The sequence below is a fragment of the Actinomadura sp. WAC 06369 genome, assembly GCF_003947565.1.
GTDB lineage: Bacteria > Actinomycetota > Actinomycetes > Streptosporangiales > Streptosporangiaceae > Spirillospora > Spirillospora rifamycini.
This window is the reverse complement of sequence record NZ_QHJN01000152.1, coordinates 1-19,566: the sequence shown is the minus strand read 5'-3', so window position 1 is coordinate 19,566 and position 19,566 is coordinate 1. Positions and strand designations below refer to the sequence as shown.

General features: G+C 74.1%; 17 protein-coding genes. 8 read left to right on the top strand and 9 right to left on the bottom strand.

What is annotated here, in order from left to right; all coding sequences use genetic code 11:
• A partial coding sequence (locus tag DMH08_RS31080; RefSeq protein ID WP_325052957.1) for a SecDF P1 head subdomain-containing protein occupies positions 1-821 on the top strand: 821 nt, incomplete at its 5' end.
• On the opposite strand, the gene DMH08_RS31075 is transcribed toward DMH08_RS31080, so the two are convergent.
• Complete coding sequence (locus DMH08_RS31075) at positions 818-1,645, bottom strand: YceI family protein (RefSeq protein WP_125619516.1); 828 nt, start codon at positions 1,643-1,645, stop codon at positions 818-820. The two genes, DMH08_RS31080 and DMH08_RS31075, sit on opposite strands and share 4 nt — an antisense overlap.
• A gap of 46 nt (positions 1,646-1,691) precedes the next feature.
• A complete protein-coding gene (locus tag DMH08_RS42685; protein WP_199748093.1) occupies positions 1,692-4,301 on the bottom strand; it encodes an MFS transporter in 2,610 nt (869 codons plus the stop codon).
• Between the two features lie 87 nt (positions 4,302-4,388).
• Here DMH08_RS42685 and DMH08_RS31065 point away from each other — a divergent pair, with 87 nt between their 5' ends.
• The 3 genes from DMH08_RS31065 to DMH08_RS31055 all read left to right on the top strand — a co-directional run bounded on the left by DMH08_RS31065 (position 4,389) and on the right by DMH08_RS31055 (position 8,429).
• The gene (locus DMH08_RS31065) at positions 4,389-4,997 is read left to right on the top strand and encodes a TetR/AcrR family transcriptional regulator (protein WP_125619514.1); all 609 of its coding nucleotides are present in this window, start codon (positions 4,389-4,391) and stop codon (positions 4,995-4,997) included.
• Positions 4,998-5,113: 116 nt separating this feature from the next.
• Positions 5,114-7,588 (top strand): alpha/beta fold hydrolase, encoded by a 2,475-nt coding sequence (locus tag DMH08_RS31060; RefSeq protein ID WP_125619512.1) that lies wholly within the window; start codon positions 5,114-5,116, stop codon positions 7,586-7,588.
• 13 nt (positions 7,589-7,601) lie between these two features.
• Complete coding sequence (locus tag DMH08_RS31055) at positions 7,602-8,429, top strand: ABC transporter permease (RefSeq protein ID WP_026404270.1); 828 nt, start codon at positions 7,602-7,604, stop codon at positions 8,427-8,429.
• A gap of 376 nt (positions 8,430-8,805) precedes the next feature.
• Here the strand turns inward: DMH08_RS31055 and DMH08_RS31050 are convergent, their stop codons facing one another.
• The 3 genes from DMH08_RS31050 to DMH08_RS31040 form a co-directional block, all read right to left on the bottom strand.
• Complete coding sequence (locus DMH08_RS31050; RefSeq protein ID WP_125619510.1) at positions 8,806-9,117, bottom strand: hypothetical protein; 312 nt, start codon at positions 9,115-9,117, stop codon at positions 8,806-8,808.
• A 63-nt stretch (positions 9,118-9,180) separates the two neighbouring features.
• A complete protein-coding gene (locus DMH08_RS31045) occupies positions 9,181-9,594 on the bottom strand; it encodes a VOC family protein (RefSeq protein ID WP_125619508.1) in 414 nt (137 codons plus the stop codon).
• A gap of 71 nt (positions 9,595-9,665) precedes the next feature.
• Positions 9,666-10,436, bottom strand: coding sequence for an MBL fold metallo-hydrolase (locus DMH08_RS31040; RefSeq protein ID WP_125619506.1), 771 nt, complete (start codon positions 10,434-10,436; stop codon positions 9,666-9,668).
• A 209-nt stretch (positions 10,437-10,645) separates the two neighbouring features.
• Between DMH08_RS31040 and DMH08_RS31035 the strand changes: the two genes are divergently transcribed.
• Positions 10,646-12,139 (top strand): hypothetical protein, encoded by a 1,494-nt coding sequence (locus DMH08_RS31035; protein ID WP_125619504.1) that lies wholly within the window; start codon positions 10,646-10,648, stop codon positions 12,137-12,139.
• 122 nt (positions 12,140-12,261) lie between these two features.
• On the opposite strand, the gene DMH08_RS31030 is transcribed toward DMH08_RS31035, so the two are convergent.
• Positions 12,262-14,205 carry an FtsX-like permease family protein gene (locus tag DMH08_RS31030; protein ID WP_125619502.1) on the bottom strand — a complete coding sequence of 648 codons (1,944 nt, stop codon included), beginning with the start codon at positions 14,203-14,205 and terminating at the stop codon, positions 12,262-12,264.
• On the bottom strand, positions 14,199-14,756 hold the full coding sequence (locus DMH08_RS31025) for an ABC transporter ATP-binding protein (protein ID WP_233617912.1): 558 nt from the start codon (positions 14,754-14,756) through the stop codon (positions 14,199-14,201). Before DMH08_RS31025 ends, DMH08_RS31030 begins: the two co-directional genes overlap by 7 nt.
• Between DMH08_RS31025 and DMH08_RS31020 the strand changes: the two genes are divergently transcribed.
• Entirely contained in the window at positions 14,742-16,406 is a 1,665-nt protein-coding gene (locus DMH08_RS31020) for an acyl-CoA carboxylase subunit beta (protein ID WP_233617911.1), read from the top strand. The genes DMH08_RS31025 and DMH08_RS31020 overlap by 15 nt on opposite strands.
• 27 nt (positions 16,407-16,433) lie before the next feature.
• Positions 16,434-17,060, top strand: a complete 627-nt coding sequence (locus tag DMH08_RS31015) for a TetR/AcrR family transcriptional regulator (RefSeq protein WP_233617910.1) — start codon at positions 16,434-16,436, stop codon at positions 17,058-17,060.
• Here DMH08_RS31015 and DMH08_RS31010 read toward each other — a convergent pair.
• Together DMH08_RS31010 and DMH08_RS31005 are read right to left on the bottom strand one after the other, a co-directional pair.
• Positions 17,049-17,696, bottom strand: a complete 648-nt coding sequence (locus DMH08_RS31010; RefSeq protein ID WP_233617909.1) for a response regulator — start codon at positions 17,694-17,696, stop codon at positions 17,049-17,051. The two genes, DMH08_RS31015 and DMH08_RS31010, sit on opposite strands and share 12 nt — an antisense overlap.
• Positions 17,693-18,820: a sensor histidine kinase gene (locus DMH08_RS31005; RefSeq protein ID WP_158642418.1), complete on the bottom strand. Its 1,128-nt coding sequence runs from the start codon at positions 18,818-18,820 to the stop codon at positions 17,693-17,695. The genes DMH08_RS31010 and DMH08_RS31005 overlap by 4 nt, the downstream gene beginning before the upstream one ends.
• A gap of 156 nt (positions 18,821-18,976) precedes the next feature.
• On the opposite strand from DMH08_RS31005, the gene DMH08_RS31000 reads away from it, so the two are divergent.
• Positions 18,977-19,566, top strand: a 590-nt coding sequence (locus DMH08_RS31000) for a hypothetical protein (protein WP_125619496.1), incomplete at its 3' end; no start/stop codon positions are given.

Here is a 19,566-nt window from a genome sequence, read left to right as displayed (position 1 = left end):
CGCCTGGCACGCGCGCAGAAGAGTCCCGGCACGGGGACGGGGCGGTGGGCGGCGGTCGCGGGTGGCGCGAGCACGCGTGGACCGATCCGGTGGAGGCGCTCGGGCAGGAAAGCTGGGGGCGGCCGGGGCCGGAGGAGCCGTGGCGGCATCCGGTGCCGCCGCGCCCGGCGGGCCGGAAGGGGGCCGCGGACGGGCGGCGGCGGGCGCGCGCGGCGGAGCGGCGGCGCGCGGCGGCGGACGCGAAGCGGAGCCGGGCGGCGCTGCGGCCCGGTCCGGCGCGGCGGGAGTCGCCGCAGGTGCGGGCGGCCGACCGGCACCGGTCGGCGCTGCTGGTCATGGTGCTGACGCTGGGCCTGCTGATCGCGGCGGTGGCCGTGACCGGCGGGCTGATCGCGGCGTCGATGCGGACGCGCCCGGTGCCGCTGGCCGATCCGCTGCACATCTACCCGGTCACGCAGGCGACGCCGGGGCAGTGCGCGGCCGGGACGCGCGGCATCACCGGGCAGTCGGCGAGCGGGGCCACCTGCTACCGGCTGGAGCAGGGGCTCGCGATCCACGAGGTGGCCGAACTGCACGTGCAGCGGTCGCGGGTGCGGCAGGGCGGGTACGACGTGGCGCTGACGCTGCGGCCCGCCGACCGGAACGCGTTCGCCGACCTCACGCGCTCGACGGTGGGGCGCGACCTGGCGTTCGTGGTCCGCGACGAGATCGTCACCCTGCCGCGGGTCGACATGGAGATCACCGACGGCAACATCATCGTGACGGGCGCGCAGGACCGCGCGTCGGCGGTGCGGCTCGTGCGGGACCTGCGGGGCCGCTAGGTCTGCGGGAGTTCGGTGCCCTGGACGGCCTGGATCTCCAGCTCGACGCGGAGGCTCTCGCCGACCATCGCGATGCCGGCCTCCAGCAGCTCGTTGTAGCGGATGCCGAAGTCGCGGCGGCGGAGTTCGGCGGTCGCGCGGAACGCGGCGCGGACGCCGCCCCACGGGTCGGCGCCCGTCCCGAGGTAGGCGAGGTCGAGGTCGACCGGCCGGGTGCGCCCGTTGAGGGTGAGGTGCCCGTGGACGGTCCAGCGGTCGGCGCCCGCGGCGGTGACGCGGTCGCCGGCGTAGTCGATGACCGGGTGCTCGTCGACGTGGAGGAAGTCGGCGGAGCGCAGGTGGTCGTCGCGGAGCTTGTTGCCGGTGTCGATGGACGACGCGTCGATGCGGGCGGTCACGCGGGACGCCTCGACGGGTTCGGCGACGTCGACGCGGCCCTCGAAGACGCCGAACCGGCCGCGGACGCTCGACAGCCCGAGGTGCTGCGCGACGGCGCCGACGCTCGAGTGCGCGGGGTCGATCGTCCACGGGCCGGGCGGCGGCAGCTCGGTGCCGCCGGCGCGGGCGAGCGCGATCCGGCCGATGTCGGCGGTGCCCGACCGGGTCACGATGAGGGTGGCGGCGGCGGGCTGGAAGCCCATCGCCGTCACGATCACCGTGTAGGTGCCGGCGGGCAGCGGGCCGGCGGCGAGCACGCCGTCCTCCCCGGTCTGCTCCCGCGCCACCTGGTTCCCGGCCAGGTCGGTCACGGTGACGATCGCGTGCCGCACCGCCCAGCCGTCCTTCGTCCGCACGGTGCCGCGCAGACCTCGACTCACGTCCATTGACCAGCCTCGTGCTCGTTGGTCCCGGTTCGTCCGGGCGTGTCGGTCACTCGTCCGGGTGGCCGAGCGTGAGATCGTGCTCGCCCCCGCCGCCGCCCGCCAGGGACAGCGCGGTGGCCACCGGCGGGTAGCCGGACGCGATGACGGTGTACTGCCCGCCGGTCAGGTCGGCGAACGCGTACTCCCCGTCCGGCCCGGTGATCATCATCGCGACGACGTTGCCGGCCGCGTCGACCATCGTGACACGGGCGTCCGCGACGGGCTCGCCCGCCTCGTTCCGGACGGTCCCCCGCACCCGGGCCCCGGGCGGCATCTCGACGTCCTGGGTGGTCTGCCCGCTGCCGCCGACCTCGACGGGCAGCGCGACCGGGCGGTGCGCGGCGGCGCTCACGGCGAGCGTGTAGGTCCCGGAGACGATGTCGGCGAACGCGTACCGCCCGTCGGGGCCGGTCCGCCCGGTGCCGACGACCTCGCCGCGGACGTCGGTGACGACGACCATCGCGTTCGGCACGGCGAGCCCGTCGGCGCCGCGGACCGTCCCGGCGAGGCCCCCGTTGCCCGCCAGGAGGAGGTCGAACTCGACCGGCCGGTCGCCGACGACGAGCGTCGCGGCCTGCGGCTCGTGCTCCCCGGTCGCCGCGATCAGCACGTACGTGCCGGGTCCGGGCGTGGGGAGCGCGTACCGTCCGTCGGCGAGGGTCAGCGCGCGCGCGAGCTGGTGGCCGTCCACGCCGATCAGGGTGAGCGCGGCGGACGGGACGGGCGCGCCGTCGGACGTCCGGACCACGCCCCGGACCGGGACGCCGCCGGGTTCGCCCCGCGGCACCGCCCGCGGGGCCGGTTCGGCCGCGCCGGGGCCCGCGGAGTCGCCAGCGGAGTCGCCCGCGGAGCGCGGCGCGGGGTCGCCGCCGGGGGTGCCGAAGCCGTTGTGCGACATCTCGTTGACCGACGCCGCGTGCCCGTACGGGACGGCGCCCGCGCCCACGAGCTCCTGGTCGTCCGCCGGGACGGGCGCGGGCCGCTCGTGCCGTCCCGCCGCGGCCACCGGACGGACGGCGTCCGCGGCGGCCGCGCCGCCCTGCGGGCCCCCGGCGGCGGGCTGCGCCGGCGCGGCGGGGCCGCCGCGCAGCGGCAGCTCCTTGAGCCCGAGGACGACGAGGAACCCGAGGACGGCGACCGGGACGCCGATGAGGAAGACGGTCTCGATGGCGTTGTTGAACGCGGTCAGCACGATGTGCTTGATCGGCTCGGGCAGCGCCGCGATCTGGTCGGGCGAGCCGAGCCCGCCGTCGCCGCCCGCGGGCAGCGCGATGCCCGCGGCTCGGGCGCCCTCGGCCATCTCGTCGGCGAGCCGGTTGGTGAGGATCGACCCGAACGCGGCGACGCCCATCGCGCCGCCCAGGTTGCGGAAGAACGACAGCCCGGACGTGGTGGACGCCAGGTCGGTGCGGGCGGCGGAGTTCTGCGCGGCGAGGATCAGGATCTGCAGGGTCAGCCCGAGCCCGACGCCGAGCAGCGCGAGGCCGATGCCGATCTCGGTCCTGGACGAGTCGACGTGCAGGCGCGACAGCAGGTAGAGGGCGCCCGCGACGAACACCATCCCGGCCACCGGGTAGATCTTGTAGCGGCCGGTGCGGGTGACGAGCTGGCCGGAGACGGTCGAGGTGACCAGCATGCCGACGACCAGCGGCAGCGTCATCAGGCCGGACGCCGTGGGGCTCATCCCCTTGACGATCTGCAGGTACTGCGGCATGTAGATCATCGCGCCGAACATGGCGACGGCCATGCACAGCAGGCCGATGCTCGCCAGCACGAACGTCCGGTCCCGGAAGAGCCGGGGCGGCAGGATCGGGTCGCGGGCGTGGCGCTCGGCGACGACCGCGAGGGCGGTCAGGACGAGCGTGACGCCGATCAGCACGTACGTCCAGGTGGAGTTCCACGCGAACTGGTCGCCGCCCATGGACAGCAGGAACATCAGCGCGGCGGCGGCGCCGGTGATGGTGATGCCGCCGAAGACGTCGATGCTCGTGTCGCTGCGCGTCTTCGGCAGCTTGAGGACCTTCTGGATGACGATGAACGCGACGACCGCGAGCGGGACGCACACGTAGAAGCACCAGCGCCAGCCGAGGGCGCCCGCGTCGACGATGAACCCGCCGAGCAGCGGCCCGGCGACCGTCGCGACGCCGAACACCGCCCCCATGTACCCGGCGTAGCGGCCGCGCTGCCGCGGCTCGACGACGTCCCCGAGGATGACCTGCGCCAGCGCGGACAGGCCGCCGACGCCGAGGCCCTGGAGGCCGCGGGTGACGATGAGCTGGCCGATGTTCTGCGACATCCCGGCGCCCACCGAGGCGAGGACGAAGATGAGCAGCGCCGTCTGGAAGACGAGCTTGCGGCCGAAGACGTCCGACAGCTTGCCCCACAGCGGCGTCGAGGCGGTCATCGTCAGCAGCGCGGCGCTGGCGACCCAGGCGAGCTTGTCCTGGCCGCCGAGGTCTCCGACGATCGTCGGCAGCGCGGTGCTGATGACCGATGTGGAGATCATCGCGGTCAGCATCGCCATCATCAGGCCGGACAGGATCTTCAGGACCTGACGGTGCGTGTACTGCGGGATCTCTTGCTCAGGCTCGGCCGTAGCCGCGCTCCCTCGAACCACTCTGCCCCCATGGAACCCAATTATCTGTGCTTAGCATGTATCCTATGTAGACGCCTGTTTACTTGCAACTCGAGGGATACTGATGTGATGGAGGCGATACAGGTCGACGGTCCCGCCGGGGTCGGCGGCGACGCACGTCCGGCCGTCCGCAAGCGCGACCGGGAAGCCACCCGGCGGCGCATCCTGGACGCGGCGCGCGACCTGTTCGGCCAGCACGGCTACGGCGGCGTCACCATCCGCATGATCGCCGCCGAGGCGGACGCGAACACCGCGCTCGTCCACCGCTACTTCGGCTCGAAGGCCGACCTGTTCGCCGAGGTGCTGTCCGGGGAGTCGGTGCTGCGCGGCGTCATCGCGGGCGGGCCCGAGGGCCTCCCCCGGCGGCTCGCCGAGTACTTCGCCCACCAGGTCGAGCACCGCTCGATCACGTCGGTGTCCCGGCTGCTCGACCGCTCCGCCGGGCACCCCGAGGTCAAGCAGAGCCTCCTGCGCTACCTCGAGGACGCCATCGTCGAGCCGATGGTGGAGCAGTTGGACGGCCCCAACCCGCGTGCGCGCGCGATGCTCGCGTCCACGATCCTGATGGGCGGCGGGCCCGTCCGGCGCCTCTTCGGCCTCAACGACCTCCGCGAGGCCGACCCCGACGAGCTCACCGACCGCCTCACCGCCATGTTCACCGCCGCCCTCGCCCCCTGACCGGCCGGGATCGTCCCCGGGTCGGACGGGCGGACGGCCGCGTACCGCGGCGGGCGCAGCACGGATCGGCCGCCGGGCGGAGCGCCCGGCGGCCCCGCGCCCGTAGGGTTGCCGACATGAAGCTGGGGGGACGGCTCCGCGAGCGCTGGAACGGGACCGGACGGGCCGCGCGCTGGACGGCGGCCGGAGCCGCGGTCGCGCTCGCCGGCACGGGCGCGCTCTGGGGCGTCACCGCCGACACCGCACCGGACGTGCGCGTCCTCGAACGGCGCGTCGCCGTCCTGGACGGCCCCCGCGACGACCAGCGCGTCACCCTCGACGTCTCGTTCTTCACGCCCGCGCGCACCGGCCGCGTTCCCGCGATCATGCTGGCGCACGGCTTCGGCGGCACCAAGCAGGACATGGCGGGCGAAGCCCGCGCCCTCGCGGAGGACGGGTACGCCGTCCTCACCTGGTCCGCGCGCGGGTTCGGCGCGTCCACCGGGGAGATCGCCCTCAACTCGCCCGACTACGAGGTCAAGGACGCGCGGCAGCTCGTCGACTGGCTCGCCGCCCGCCCCGAAGTCCGGCTCGACGGCCCCGGCGACCCGCGCCTCGGCGTCGCCGGACCGTCCTACGGCGGCGCGATCTCCCTGCTCACCGCCGCGTACGACGACCGCGTCGACGCCATCGCCCCGCAGATCACCTGGCACGGCCTCGACGACGCGCTGTTCCCCGACGCGTCCGGCGCGGGCCCCGCGAACGGCGTCTACAAGAAGCTGTGGGCCGGGCTGTTCTTCGCCAACGGCGCGGACGGGACGGCCTGCGGCCGGTTCCTCCCGTCCCTGTGCGCGATGTTCGAGGAGGTCGCCGAGACCGGACGGCCCACCGACGAGGCCCTCGCGACCCTGCGGCGGTCCAGCCCGTCCGCCGTCGCCGACCGCATCGACGTCCCCGCCCTGCTCGTCCAGGGGCAGTCCGACTCGCTGTTCCCGCTGGCGCACGCCGACGCCAACGCCCGCGCCATCGCCCGCAACGGCGCGCCCGTCTCCGTCGTCTGGTACCGCGGCGGCCACGACGGCGGCCCCGAGGAGACCGAACGCGTCCGGGGCCTCGTCCGCGACTTCTTCGACGCCCGCCTCAAGGGCGCCGACACCCCCGGCCTCCCCGGCTTGACGGTCACGCGCTCCGGCGGCCTCGACTCCTCCACCGGCGAGGTCGTGGTCGAGGAGGCCGCCGCGCCCGAGTACCCGGGCCTGTCGGGCGCGCCCCGCGCCCTCCCCCTCGAAGGCCGCGAGCAGACCGTCCACCGCCCCGCGGGCGGCGTCCCCGCGGGCATCTCCGCCCTGCCCGGCATCGGCTCGCTCGGCGGCGGGCTCGACCTCGGCGCCCTCGGCGGCGGCGGGCTCACCGACCCGCCCGGCCAGTCCGCGACGTTCGACACCGCACCGCTGGACCGTCCCGTCCACCTCACCGGCGCCGCGTCCGTCCGGCTCCGGGTGAGCGGCGGCGACGACGTCCCGCTGTTCGCCAAGCTCTACGACGTCGCCCCGGACGGCCGCGCCGCCCCCGCCCGCCGCCTCGCCGCGCCGTTCCGCGCCCCGGACGGCGAGGACGTCACCGTCGCGCTCCCCGCGATGGACCACCGGTTCGACCGCGGCCACCGGCTGCGGCTCGTCGTCTCGACCACGGACATGGGGTTCGCGACCCCGCCCGAGGCGGCGTCCTTCACGGTGCGGGCGGCGTCGCCGCTCACCGTCCCGGCCGTCCCGGCGCTGTCGACCGCGTCCAGCCCGCCGCCCGTCTGGGTCTGGGCGCTGCCCCTCGCCGCCCTGGCCGTCGCCGCGGGCCTCCTCGTCCGGCGCCGCACGCCCGCCGACACCGGCGACGGCGACGTCCCGCTGGAGATCACCGGGCTGACGAAGAAGTACAAGAACGGGCATCTCGCCGTCTCCGACCTCTCCTTCCGCGTCGAGAAGGGCCAGGTCCTCGGCCTGCTCGGGCCGAACGGCGCCGGGAAGACCACGACCCTCCGCATGCTGATGGGCCTGATCCACCCGGACGCGGGCGAGATCCGCATCTTCGGGCAGCGCGTCACCCCCGGCGCGCCCGTCCTCGCCCGGCTCGGCTCGTTCGTCGAGGGCCCCGGCTTCCTGCCGCACCTGTCCGGCCGCGACAACCTCGACCTGTACTGGCGCGCCACCGGACGCCCCCGCGCCGAGGCGCACATGGACGAGGCGCTCGAGATCGCCGCGCTCGGCCCCGCCCTCGACCGCGCCGTCCGCACGTACTCGCAGGGCATGCGGCAGCGGCTCGCGATCGCCCAGGCCATGCTCGGCCTCCCCGACCTGCTCGTCCTCGACGAACCCACCAACGGCCTCGACCCGCCGCAGATCCGCGAGATGCGCGACGTGCTCGTCCGCTACGCCGAAGCCGGCCGCACGGTGATCGTCTCCAGCCACCTGCTCGCCGAGGTCGAGCAGACGTGCACGCACGCCGTCGTCATGGCGGGCGGGCGGCGCGTCACCGCGGGCCCCGTCGCCGAGATCACCGGGTCGGGCCGCCGCCTCGAGGACGCCTTCCTCGAGCTGATCGGGGAGGGATCGAACTGATCGGGGAGAGCACGTGACGTACCAGGTGCACCGGACGCTGCCGCTCGGCGTCGAGACCGTCCGGCAGTTCCGCCGCCGCCGCACGATGTTCGCGTTCGCGGTCCTGCTCGTCCTGCCCTGGGTGCTGGTGGCCGCGTTCAAGATCGGCGGCGATCCCGGTCCGGACGGCGTCCCGAGCCTGGTGGACGTCGCGACCGCGAGCGCGCTGAACTTCGCCCTGTTCGCCCTGTTCGTCTCGACGGGGTTCCTGCTCGTCGTCGCGGTCGCGCTGTTCTGCGGCGACACCGTGGCGAGCGAGGCCGGCTGGTCGTCGCTGCGCTACCTGCTCGCCGCGCCCGTCCCGCGCGCCCGGCTCCTGCGGCAGAAGCTGATCGTCGCGCTCGGGTACGCGGTCGTCGCCGTCCTGTCGCTGCCGCTGATGTCGCTGGTCGCGGGCACCGTCGCGTTCGGCTGGGGCGACGTCGAACTCCCCACGGGCGGCAGCGTCCCGGTCGGCACCGCGCTCCAGCGCATGGCGGTCATCGTCGCGTACTCCCTGGTCGCCCAGCTCGTCGTGGCGGCCCTGGCGTTCCTGCTGTCGGTGACCACCGACTCCCCGCTCGGCGCGGTCGGCGGCGCCGTCGGGCTCGTCATCGTCAGCAACATCCTGGACGCCGTCACCGCCCTGGGCTCCCTCCGCGACTTCCTGCCGACCCACTGGATGTACGCGTGGATGGACGCGCTCCAGCCCGACATCGAATGGACGGGCATGGCGAAGGGCACCGCGCTCTCGGTGTCGTACGCCGCCGTCCTGTTCGCCCTCGCATTCCGCCGCTTCCGCAACCGCGACATCGTCTCCTGAACTGGCCGAGTCCGGCCACACCTGATTCACACTCCGCCATTTCACGATCACTCTTTGCAGCGAGTGCGTCCGGAAAATCGGTCGAACGGGCAGAGGTGGTCGCATACACTCACCGAACCTCGCGCGCGCGGCCCGCGTCGTACGAGGTGAATGCGGCGCCGGCTCGATGGGCGGGTTAAAGCCCGCCCTACGGGGGGAGATGATCACCATGGCACGGCAGCAGCTCATCAAACGCCCCAAGCCTCCACGTCAACCGAGCCAGCCCGACCTCAGGACGCCGTCCGGCCGCCTCCTGCCGTACTGATGAACTTCCGAAATCACAAAGGACCTCCCTTCCGGGAGGTCCTTTCTTTTCTTCGGCAAACAGCCCGATCTTTCAGGGCATGAGCCGAAGTCGCACCTCCTGCAGCAACCGCTGCCGCTGCACTTCCTCGTCCCGGTCGCTCGGACGGAACCGGACGAGCCCGTCCTCGAGCACCTGCCAGAACTGCGGGCTCGGCGCCACCAGCCCCTGCCGCACCAGCCGCCGGATCTCCGGCAGCCCCATCTCCCCCACCTCGTCGGACACCCGCCGCCACGCCCGCCGGTCGGCCTCCTCCTGCCGCATCGCGTAGACCAGCCCGCCGACCACGGCGAGCGCGGTGACGACCATGAGGACGATCGTGTGCGGCGCCAAACCCAGACCCATGCGGTGATTCTCCCCTTCCCTCACCCCACCCACAACGCGAAGCCGCAAACTGCGTGCCGCCCCCTACCCCTCGGCCACAGCGCTTCGAGCCGGGCCGAGCAGGTCCCACCGGTTGCCGGCGATGTCGAGGAACACCGCGACCCGTCCATAGGGTTCGCTGCGCGGGGCGGTGAGGAACTCGACTCCTGCGGCGGTCATGCGCCGGAAGGCGGCGTCGAAGTCGTCCACGCGGAGGAAGAACCCGACGCGTCCGGCGGTCTGGTTCCCGACCGCGGCGGCCTGGCGGCCGCCGTCCGCGCGGGCGAGCAGGATGCCGGTCTGGGCGCCCGGCGGGCGCACGACCACCCACCGTTTCGGACGTCCGTCGTTGGTCCGCGACGGCGAATCCTCGACCAGGTCGAACCCGAGGACGTCCGTGAAGAACGCGATGGCCGGGTCGTAGTCGTCTACAACGATCGTGATCAGGTCGAGTCGCATCTCCAGGAGCGTAGGCGCCCGCCGAGGCGGAGGCCGTGGCCGAGTTCGAGCAGGTGTCGTGATGCGGCGGCTCAGCCGACCGGGAAGACGGCGCCGGGTGCGGCGTGGTCGATGGGGCCGTCGAAGCGGGTCGAGGCGCGGGCCGACGCCTCCCGCGGGGTGAGGGAACGGCCGACGTGCGTGATGACCAGCCGTCGGGTCTGAGCGGCACGCGCGGTGTCTCCGGCGTCCTCCGGCGTGTGGTGGACCTGTTCGCCCGCGCTGGGCGGCTCGGCGCTGTCGGCCTCGCACAGCAGCACATCGCATCCCTCGGCCAGGCGCGTCAGGCCGGTGCAGGGAGCGGTGTCCCCGGAGTACACCAGGGACCGGCCCGCGGCCTCGGCGCGCAGGGCGAAGGCCGGCATGCCGTGCGCCACCGCGCGGCTGGTCAGGGTGAGCGCGCCGACCCGCGCCTCGTGCCCGTCGTGGAGCTCCTCGACGGCGAAGGCCGATTCGACCGGGCTGCGGGTCGCGGTGTTGGTGAGGAAGTGCGCCAGCCGGTCGGCGATGCCCGGCGGCCCGTACAGGGGGATCGGGGCGGCGAGTCGGATGTCGGCGTAGAGGAGGCCGTAGTAGGCGGTGAGGAGGTCCGCGCTGTGATCGGCGTGCAGGTGCGAGATCCAGATCGCGTCGAGCTCGTCCAGCCGGACGTACCGCTGCAGCGCGCCCAGCGTCCCGCTGCCCGCATCCACCCACACCCGCGCGCCCCCACCGGACACCAGGTAGCCGGAGCAAGGGTTGTCCGCACTGGGATACGGCGTCGCCGACCCCAGAACCGTCAGACGGAGAGCTTCGCTGGTCATCAGCGAAGCCTAGAACGCGTGGTCTCCAGGTTTTGATCACCCCCTCGGGGAGGACGCCGAACACGGCCGCATCGATGCTGACGGGGTCGTTGCGGGGGGCCGACAGGGCGGAGACGGGGTCCGCCGTGCCGGCAGGGGATGTTCGACGAGGCTTCGCCCGGGCGGGAAATGGGTGGCCGGATGCGGGGCCCGCTGATCTAATCTGCGCGGTGTTCATGAAGACCTTCCTCCAGGAGTTCGGCTCCTGGTACTGGGACTGCGCTTTCGACGACGCCGCTTCGCGGGACGCGTTCGACGCCTTCGGAACGGCGGAGAGCGCGGACGACTTCCGGCGGGCGTTCCTGGTCCTGCTGCGGAGCGGCGATGTGGTGGCTCGCGGGGTCGCGCTCGACTTCTACGACCGCGCCGATGCCACCGGCCGGTTCGGTGAGGAGAGCCCGTTCGAGTGCTTCCATGACGAGGTCATGGAGGTCGCCCGGGAGATGCTCGCGGGGCCGCCCCGGCCGGGGGACGACATCGCCTTCGCGGGAGCCGACCACGCGAGCGCCCTGCTCGCCCTCAAAAACGATGTGCGGCCGGAGGACGGGGCGGCCGTGCTGGCCGTCCTGCGCCGCCGTCCCGACGGGTCGCTGCTCTCCAACGCGCTGATGGTGGCCGGGGAGGTGCTGTCGATCTCGGACGAGCCGGAGTTGACCGCGCTGATCGCCGAGACGGCGTTCGACTCTTCGCTCGACGTCCGGGACCGGCGGGAGGCGGTCCGGGCGCTGGGCGAGGCGCCCGGGGACGAGGTGACGCCGCTGCTGGTGCGTGCCGTGACCGAGGAGGAAGACCCGTGGTTGAGGCGGGGCGCGGCGACCGGGCTGGCGACCGGGCGGCGGTTCTACGCTCACCGGGAACTGATCGAGCGCATCGTCGCCGAGGACGACGATGCCCGTTTCCTTCGGTACGCGCTGGATCCCGGGCCCCACAGCACGTACTGGGACGGGGCGGACCCGGGGAGCCCGAGGTTGGCGCGGGCGCTCGACGAGATCCGCAGCCCGAGGAGCGAGCGGGCCCACCGGGCCGCGTTCCGGGCTCTGCTGCACAGCGGGCGGGTGGCGGCGGCGGGCATCGCGCTCGACCATTTCTCCCACGACGAGGGTCTCACCCGGTTCGGTCTGAGCACCGAGCCCTACCACGCGGACGTGCGGGCCCTCGCGCGGCATGTGCTGTCGCAGCCGCCCTCGTCGGTTCCGGGCACCGAGGAGGGGGCCTGCCAGGCGAGCGCGCTGGACGCGCTCGGCCGCATCGCCGATCCCGAGGACGCGGGGCCGCTGGCCGACCTGCTCGCACGGCGGGACGTCCCGCCGCTGGTCCGGGCGGGCGTGTTCCGGGCGGTGGCCGCCTGCCTCGGGGAGTGGGACGAGCCGGACGAGCGGCTCATCGCCGCGGTCGAGCGGACCTTCCTCGACCCCGCGGTGCCGATGGACGACCGGGTCGAGGCGGTCGAGGCGCTGTTCGACGCGTCCGGGTTCCGGACGGTCGAGGCGCTGCTGCGGGCGGTCGGCTGCGAGGCCGTGCCGGTCCAGGTGGCGGGAGCGGAGCGGCTTTCCGACGAGGACCTGATCGGGGAGCATCGCGAGCTGCTGCGGAACGTGGCCGCCGCGTGGCCCGAGGAGGCCCCCCACGAGGCACGGCTGGTGCGTCGTCGGCTCGCCGAATGATCCGGCGCCGGTAGGGGCGGGCGGGATCGCTGACGCGACGCTGCGGGTTACCGAAGCTCGAGCCCGCAGCGCGCTGCCCGTGCGCTCCGGCGGGGGCAGGCGTCCGCCTGACGGTTCGGCGTTCATTCGTGGGCTCCCAGTTGGGTGATCGGGCGGGGTTTGGTGGCGGAGCGGGTGGCGCAGACGGAGGCGAGGCTCGTGACGGCGAAGGACGCGAAAGTGATGACGGCGAGGAGGGTCCAGGGGACGGCGACCAAGGGGCGGTCGACCGCGCGCAGGGACGCGGCGAGCATCCCGGACAGTGCTCCCGCCGCCACCACGCAGCCGAGGGCGAGACCGATCGCGGTGACGGCCCAGGACTCGATCAGGGCGGCGCGGACGACCTGGGCGCGGGTCAGTCCGGTGACGCGGGCCGCGGCGAACCCGGCGCGGCGCTCGCTTCCGGCGATGACGACGGCGTTGACGACCGCGACGGCGGCGTAGCCGCCCGCCATGCCCATGAGGACGGCGAGGATGCCGATGTTCATGCGCTGCTGGGCCGCGGCTCTGCCGTCGGCCCACTGGGCGACGGTCTCGACCTTGCCGATGCCCGCCTTGCGGATGGCCCCCGCGACCGCGGCCGGGGCGATGCCGGGCGCCGTCCGGACGACCGTCCGGGCCGGGGCGGCGGCGCGGGCCTCCGGAGGGATGAGGTTTCTGGGGATCAGGAAGCGTTCGGAGTAGTTCTCCAGGGTGGGGGCCAGCGCGGCGACGACCTTCACGGGGATCTTGCGGCCGTCGATCGCGGCCGTGGCGGTGGAGCCGACGCGGATTCCTTCGGCGGCGAGGCCGGGGCCGATGGCGATGGCGCGGCCGTGGAGGCGGCGCAGCGAGCCCGCGTGGGGCCGCAGGTGGTGGGTGCGGCGGTAGGAGGCGGCGTCGACGGCGATGATCCCGGCGTAGTGGGTGCGGCGGGACGGTCGGCCCTCCAGGTTGTGGCGGACCCGGACGCTGATGTCGACGGACAGTTCGGTGGAAGCGACGGCGACGCCGGGCACGGACGCGATGCGTTCGGCGGCGGCTCCCGTGGAGGTGACCACCAGGTCGCCGTTGACCAGGCGGCGCTGCTCCTCGCCCGCCATGAGCGCGAGCGAGCCCATGGTGCCGGTGAGTCCGACGAGGAGGGCGACGAGCACGATGAGCGGGGCGGCGGTGGAGGCGCTGCGGCGCACGCCGTCGCGGAGTTCGGCCTGGGCGAGTTCACCGAGGACGGTGCGGCGCAGGACGAGGCCGAGGACGCGGCCGGCGAGCGGCACCACGAGGGGGCTGAGCGCGCTGAGCGCCACCGAGCCCATGACGCAGATGCCGATGCCGAGGATGAGGGCGCCGAGCAGGTCGGCGGACTGGGCGAGGGTCACCATCCAGACGGTGAAGGCGAGGCACGAGACGCCGGAGAGCCAGCGCGCCGGGGTCATCACCCGGGCGGCGGCGCCGACGTCGCGCATGGCGTCGAGCGGACGGACCTTGGCGGCGCGGCGGGCGGCGGCGAGCACCCCGGCGAGCGACACCCCGATGCCGATGCAGGGCGACACGACGAGGACGCCGGCGTCCCAGCCGGGCGCGAACCCGTCCGGCAGGAAGCCGAGGCGGATCATCAGCAGGGCCTGCAGCCACATCGCCGGGATGCCGGCGCGGATTCCGAGGGCGGTGCCGACCGCGCCGAGCAGCAGCGCCTCGCCGAGCAGCAGCGCGACCAGCCCGGCGCGGCCTCCGCCGAGGAGGCGCAGCAGGGCGAGTTCGCGCCGGCGCTGCGCCACGGTGAAGGCGAAGGTGGAGCTGACGATGAAGACCGTCAGGAAGGTCGCCAGCATGACGGTCATGCCGAGGACTGTGGCGGCTCCGGCGTAGTCCTCGCGGAGCTCCTCCCGGGCGCGGCCGGTGAGGCCGGGCGGGAGCGGCGCGCGGTCGGCGGAGATCATCACGAGGAGGGACGCCTGGACGAGCGCCACCCCGAGCGCGACGGCGGTGACCGCCCCGGCGAACAGCCGGCGGTGCTCGCGGAAGGTGTGCAGGGAGACGCTCAGCATGGTGCCGCCTCCAGCAGGGCCAGCCGTTCGGCGACGTCGCGGGCGGTCGGGCGGTCGAGCCGGTCGACGAGCCGCCCGTCGGACAGGAACACGACCGCGTCGGCGTGCGCGGCGGCCGCCGGGTCGTGCGTGACCATCGCGATCGACTGCCCCTCCTGGTCGACCATCCGGCGGAGCAGGGCGAGGACCGTGCGGGCGGACGCGGAGTCGAGCGCGCCGGTGGGTTCGTCGGCGAACAGGACGGCGGGCCGGGTGACCATGGCGCGGGCGATCGCCACCCGCTGCTGCTGGCCGCCGGACAGTTCGCGGGGTCGGTTTCTCAGCCGGTCGCCGAGGCCGACCGAGGCGAGCACCGCGCGGACGTCCGCCCGGGAGGCCCCGAGGCCCGCGAGTTTCAGCGGGAGCGCCACGTTCTGCTCCGCGGTCAGCGACCCGATCAGGTTGAAGTGCTGGAAGATGAACCCCATGGTGCGGCGGCGCAGGTTGGTGAGCACGTGGTCGGGCGCCCAGGTGATGTCCTGCCCGGCGAGGTACACGTGCCCGCCGTCCACCCGGTCGAGCCCGGCGGCGCAGTCGACGAGGGCGCACCGCTGTTCTTCGTCGAGTCGGCGGACGTGGCGGGCGCGGCGGAGGAGCACGCGCCCGCGGACGACGGCTGGGCGGCCGAGGTGGAGGAGATCCACCGCCGCCGGGAGCTCGCGCACCGGATGGGCGGGCCGGAGAAGGTGGCGCGGCAGCACGCGTCGGGCCGGCTGACCGTGCGGGAGCGCATCGGCCTGCTCGCCGACCCCGGGAGCTTCGCCGAGATCGGGGCGCTGACCGGGTTCGCCGAGCACGGCGCGGACGGGCGGCTCGCCTCGCTGCTGCCCGCGAACTTCGTGGCCGGGACGGCCCGGATCGACGGCCGCAAGGTCGTGCTGGGGGCGGACGACTTCACGGTCCGGGGCGGGTCCGGGGATGCGGCGATCCACGCCAAACAGGTGTATTCCGAGGAGTACGCGCGGGAGATGCGGCTGCCGGTCGTCCGGCTGCTGGACGGCGCGAGCGGCGGCGGCAGCGTCAAGATGGCGACGGAGGCGGGGTTCACGTACCTGCCGGTGAATCCGGCGTGGGACGCGGTGGTGGACAACATGTCGCTCGTCCCGGTGGTCGCCGCGTGCCTCGGGCCGACCGTGGGGCTCGGCGCGGCCCGGCTCGTCATGTCGCACCTGTCGGTCATGGTGGAGGGAATCGGGCAGCTTTTCACGGCCGGGCCGCCCGTCGTGCGCGGCGGCACCGGCGAGGACCTCACGAAGGAGGAGCTCGGCGGCGCCGGGATCCACCGGGGCAACGGCGCGATCGAGCGCTTCGTCCCCACCGAGGAGGCCGCGTTCGACGTCGTCCGGCGGTTCCTGTCGTACCTGCCGGGCAGCGTCTTCGAGCTTCCGCCCGTCTCCCCCGCCACCGATCCGGCCGACCGCCGCACCGACGACCTGCTGACGGCCGTCCCGCGCGACCCGCGCGCGCCGTACCGGATCGACCCGATCCTGGACGCCGTGTTCGACGCGGGCTCGGTGTTCCGGTACGCCGAGTACGGGGGCGCGACGGTCACCGCGCTGGCGCGCCTGGACGGACGCCCGGTCGGGGTGATCGCGTCGGACCCGTTCAAGGGCGCGACGATGTCGGTCGAGGGCGCACAGGCCGTCACCCGCCTGGTGGACCTGTGCGAGACGTTCCACCTGCCGATCGTCAGCCTCACCGACCAGGCCGGGATGACGATCGGGTCGGCCGCCGAACGGCGCGCGACGATCCGGCACGGCGCGCGCGCCATCGCCGCCGTGTACCAGGCGAGGGTTCCGCAGGCCGAGCTGATCCTGCGGCGGGTGTACGGCGTGGGCGGGGCCGGGATCGTGAACCGGCACCGGCCGGGGCGGAGCTGGGCGTGGCCGTCGGGCGACTGGGGTTCGCTGCCGGTGCAGGGCGGGATCGAGGCGGCGTTCCGCGCGCACCTGGAGAAGGCCGACGATCCGGAGCGGGAGCTCGAACGGCTCCGCGCGCAGCTCGCCGCGATCACTTCGCCGTTCCGGACGGCCGAGCGCTTCGGCGTCCAGGACCTCATCGACCCCCGCGACAGCCGCGCCCTGCTGTGCGACTGGGTCCGCGACGCGTACCGGCTGCTGCCCGAACTGACCGGACGTCCGTCGTTCGGCGCCCGCCCCTGACGGGAACCCGCAATACCCTGGATCGATATGGCCAAGACACCCTGGGCGGCCCGTACCGTCCGCGAAGGCAGGGAGAGCGAGACCCGTTCCCTGCTCCTCGGCTGCGCCGCCCGGGTGTTCGGCCGGATCGGCTACGCCCGCACCACGATCGCCGACATCACCCAAGAGGCGGAGGTGTCCCGGGCCGCGTTCTACATCTACTTCGCGTCCAAGGCCGACGTGTTCGAGGCCGTCGCCCTGCGCGTCCGGGACGCCTTCCTCGCGGCCCACGAGCTCCCCGGCGTGAACGCGGACGACCCGTACGAGCTGGCCCGCGAGTCCAGTGCGGCCTTCCTGCGGGCCTGCACCGACAACCTCGAACTGATGACGGTGATCGAGCACCAGGCCCTCGCGGACCCCGGGATCCACGCGATCTGGTGCGAGATACGCGAACGGCCGATGCACCGCACGTCCCGGTACATCGAACGGCTGGCCGTCCAGGGCCGCGCGCGTCCCGCCGCGCCCGCCCCCGTCATCGCCGAAGCCACCTACGGGATCTTCACCCAGTTCGCCCACCACGTTGCGGCGCACCCGTCCGAGTACGACGAGACGGTAAACCACCTGACGGCGATGTACCTGCGTCTCCTGGGCATCCCCGAAGCGTCAGGGGACTAGCCCGGTTTCGTAGGCGACGATGACCAACTGCGCCCTGTCCCGGGCATGCAGTTTCGCCAGCAGCCGCCCCACATACGTCTTGACCGTCGCCAGGCTCAGGTGCAGATGCTCGGCGATCTCCCCGTTCGACAGGCCGCGCCCGACGAGCGCGAGCACCTCGCGCTCGCGTCCGGTCACCCCGTCGAGCCGCCGCGCCGGCGCCCGCCCCGGCTCGGGACGCCGCGCGAACTCCTCGATCAGCCGCCGCGTCACGGTCGGGGCGAGCAGGCCCTCGCCGGACGCGACGACGTGCACGGCCGCGAGCAGGTCGGCGGGCGGAACGTCCTTGAGGAGGAACCCGCTCGCCCCCGCGCGCAGCGCCGCGAACACGTAGGAGTCGAGGTCGAACATCGTCAGGATCAGGACGCGCACGTCGGTCTCCGCACGTATCCGGCGCGTGGCCTCGATCCCGTCCGTACCGGGCATCCGGACGTCCATCAGGACGACGTCGGGACGCAGGTCGCGCGCGGCGCGCACCGCCTCGGCGCCGTCCGCCGCCTCGCCCGCGACCGCCATCCCCGGCGCGGTCTCGATCAGGGCGCGGAAGCCGCCCCGCAGCAGCGCCTGGTCGTCCGCGATCAGCACCCGTACGGTCACGCGCCCGCTCCGCGGGCCGCCGCGTCCGCCGCGCGGGGCAGCGTCGCGACCACCCGGAACCCGCGCCCCGGCAGCGGCCCGGCCTCGAAGGACCCGCCGTACGCGGCGACGCGCTCCCGCATCCCCACCAGTCCGTGCCCGCCCGGGGCGACGGCGCCGCCGGGCCCGTCGTCGGTCACCTCGATCCGCACCATGCCCCGATCATCGTGGACGCGCACCGCGCACCGCGCCGGGGCCGCGTGCTTGACGACGTTCGTGACCGCCTCCTGCACGATCCGGTGCACCGCGAGGCCCGCGCCGTCCGGCAGGCCGTCCGGGCACGCGATCGCCAGGTCCACCTCCACGCCCGCGGTCCGGACCTGGGCGGCGATGTCCGCGAGCCCGGCCAGGCCGGGCGCCGGCGGCTCCGACCCGTCCCGCAGGACGCCCAGCAGCCTGCGCATCTCCACGAGCGCCTCGCGGCTGGTCGCCTCGATCACCCGCAGCGCCTCCCGCGCCTCCTCCGGCCGCTCTCCGGCGATGTGGTTGGCGATGCCGGACTTGACCGCGATGAGCCCCATGCCGTGCGTCACCACGTCGTGCATCTCGCGCGCGATGCGGAGCCGCTCGTCCATCACGATCTGCCGCTCGCGCTGCCGTTCGAGCGCCTCGGCGTCGAGCCGCCGCGACCGGACGAGCCGTCCGATCGTCCACGCCGCCGTGCAGAGCGCGGCGCCCGCCGCGGCCCATCCGGCGGCGACCGGCCAGTCCCACCTCGGGTGGACGATCTGTCCCAGCGACGTCGCGCCCAGTGCGACACCGCAGCACCACACCAACGTCCGTCTCGAACCGCCCTGGGCGGCGACAAGGTAAAGCGCGAGCGAGACCACCACGAACGGCTCCCACAGCAAGCCCGCGACAGTGGCGGCCCCGGACAGCCCCAGGCCGACCTTCAGCGCGCCCACAGGAGCCCGGCGGCGTGCGCCGAGCACGCACCCCAGCCCCAGGGCCACGAACACCGACCCCAGAAACCACAACGTGAAGTCGTCGCGGTCTTTGAGGAGGTTGCCCGCCACGAACACGTTCGCGCCCACCACGGCGAACGCGGCGACCAGATCGAGCACGAAACCACGGCGGCCTTTCACGAGGCGAACGGTATCCGCACGCCGCGCCGCGCACATCAGCCCAGTGTGGATCGTCCGTCAGGAGGAGGAACGGCCCTGAGGGCCGCCCTGGGGGGACATTCCGATCGTCCATGGCGGGCTGATTCGCCGTTGCCCTGAAAACACGACCGTTGGGGCATGACCAAGACGCATTTCACGGGCGTGTCTCTCATCCTGGGGCCCGCGCTGCTCATGGCTGGGGTGCTGCTGCGCGCGCGCTATCCGTTCTTCTTCCCCGACCAGCTCGCCGCGTACGACGGTCACCCCGTCCTCATGACCGCCTCCTACAGTGCGTTCGCCGTCGGGACGATCGTCCTGTGCCCGGCCGTCCTGCACCTGACCGGCCTGAACCGGACGGCCGCGCTCGGCGGTGCGCTGACGATCGTCGGACTGTTCGCCCGGACGTTCCACGCGGGCGCCGACCACCTGGCGTTCCGGCTGGTCGACGCGCAGGGCCTCGCCACCGCGACCGAGGCCGTCGCCGGCTCCTACACCGGCTTCCACGTGTTCCGCTACGCCTCGTTCGCGATCATGCTCGGCTGGCCGCTGCTCGCCCTCGGCGCGCACCGGGCCGGGGTCCTCGGCGCGCCCCGCGCGCTCGCCCTCGCGCTCGCGGCCGCCCTTCCCCTCGGCGTCCTGAAAGGCACCACGCCCCTGTCGGTCGCCGCGGCCGCCGGGCTCGCGGCGACCGACAGGGGCGTGGTGCCTTTCAGGACGCCGAGGGGAAG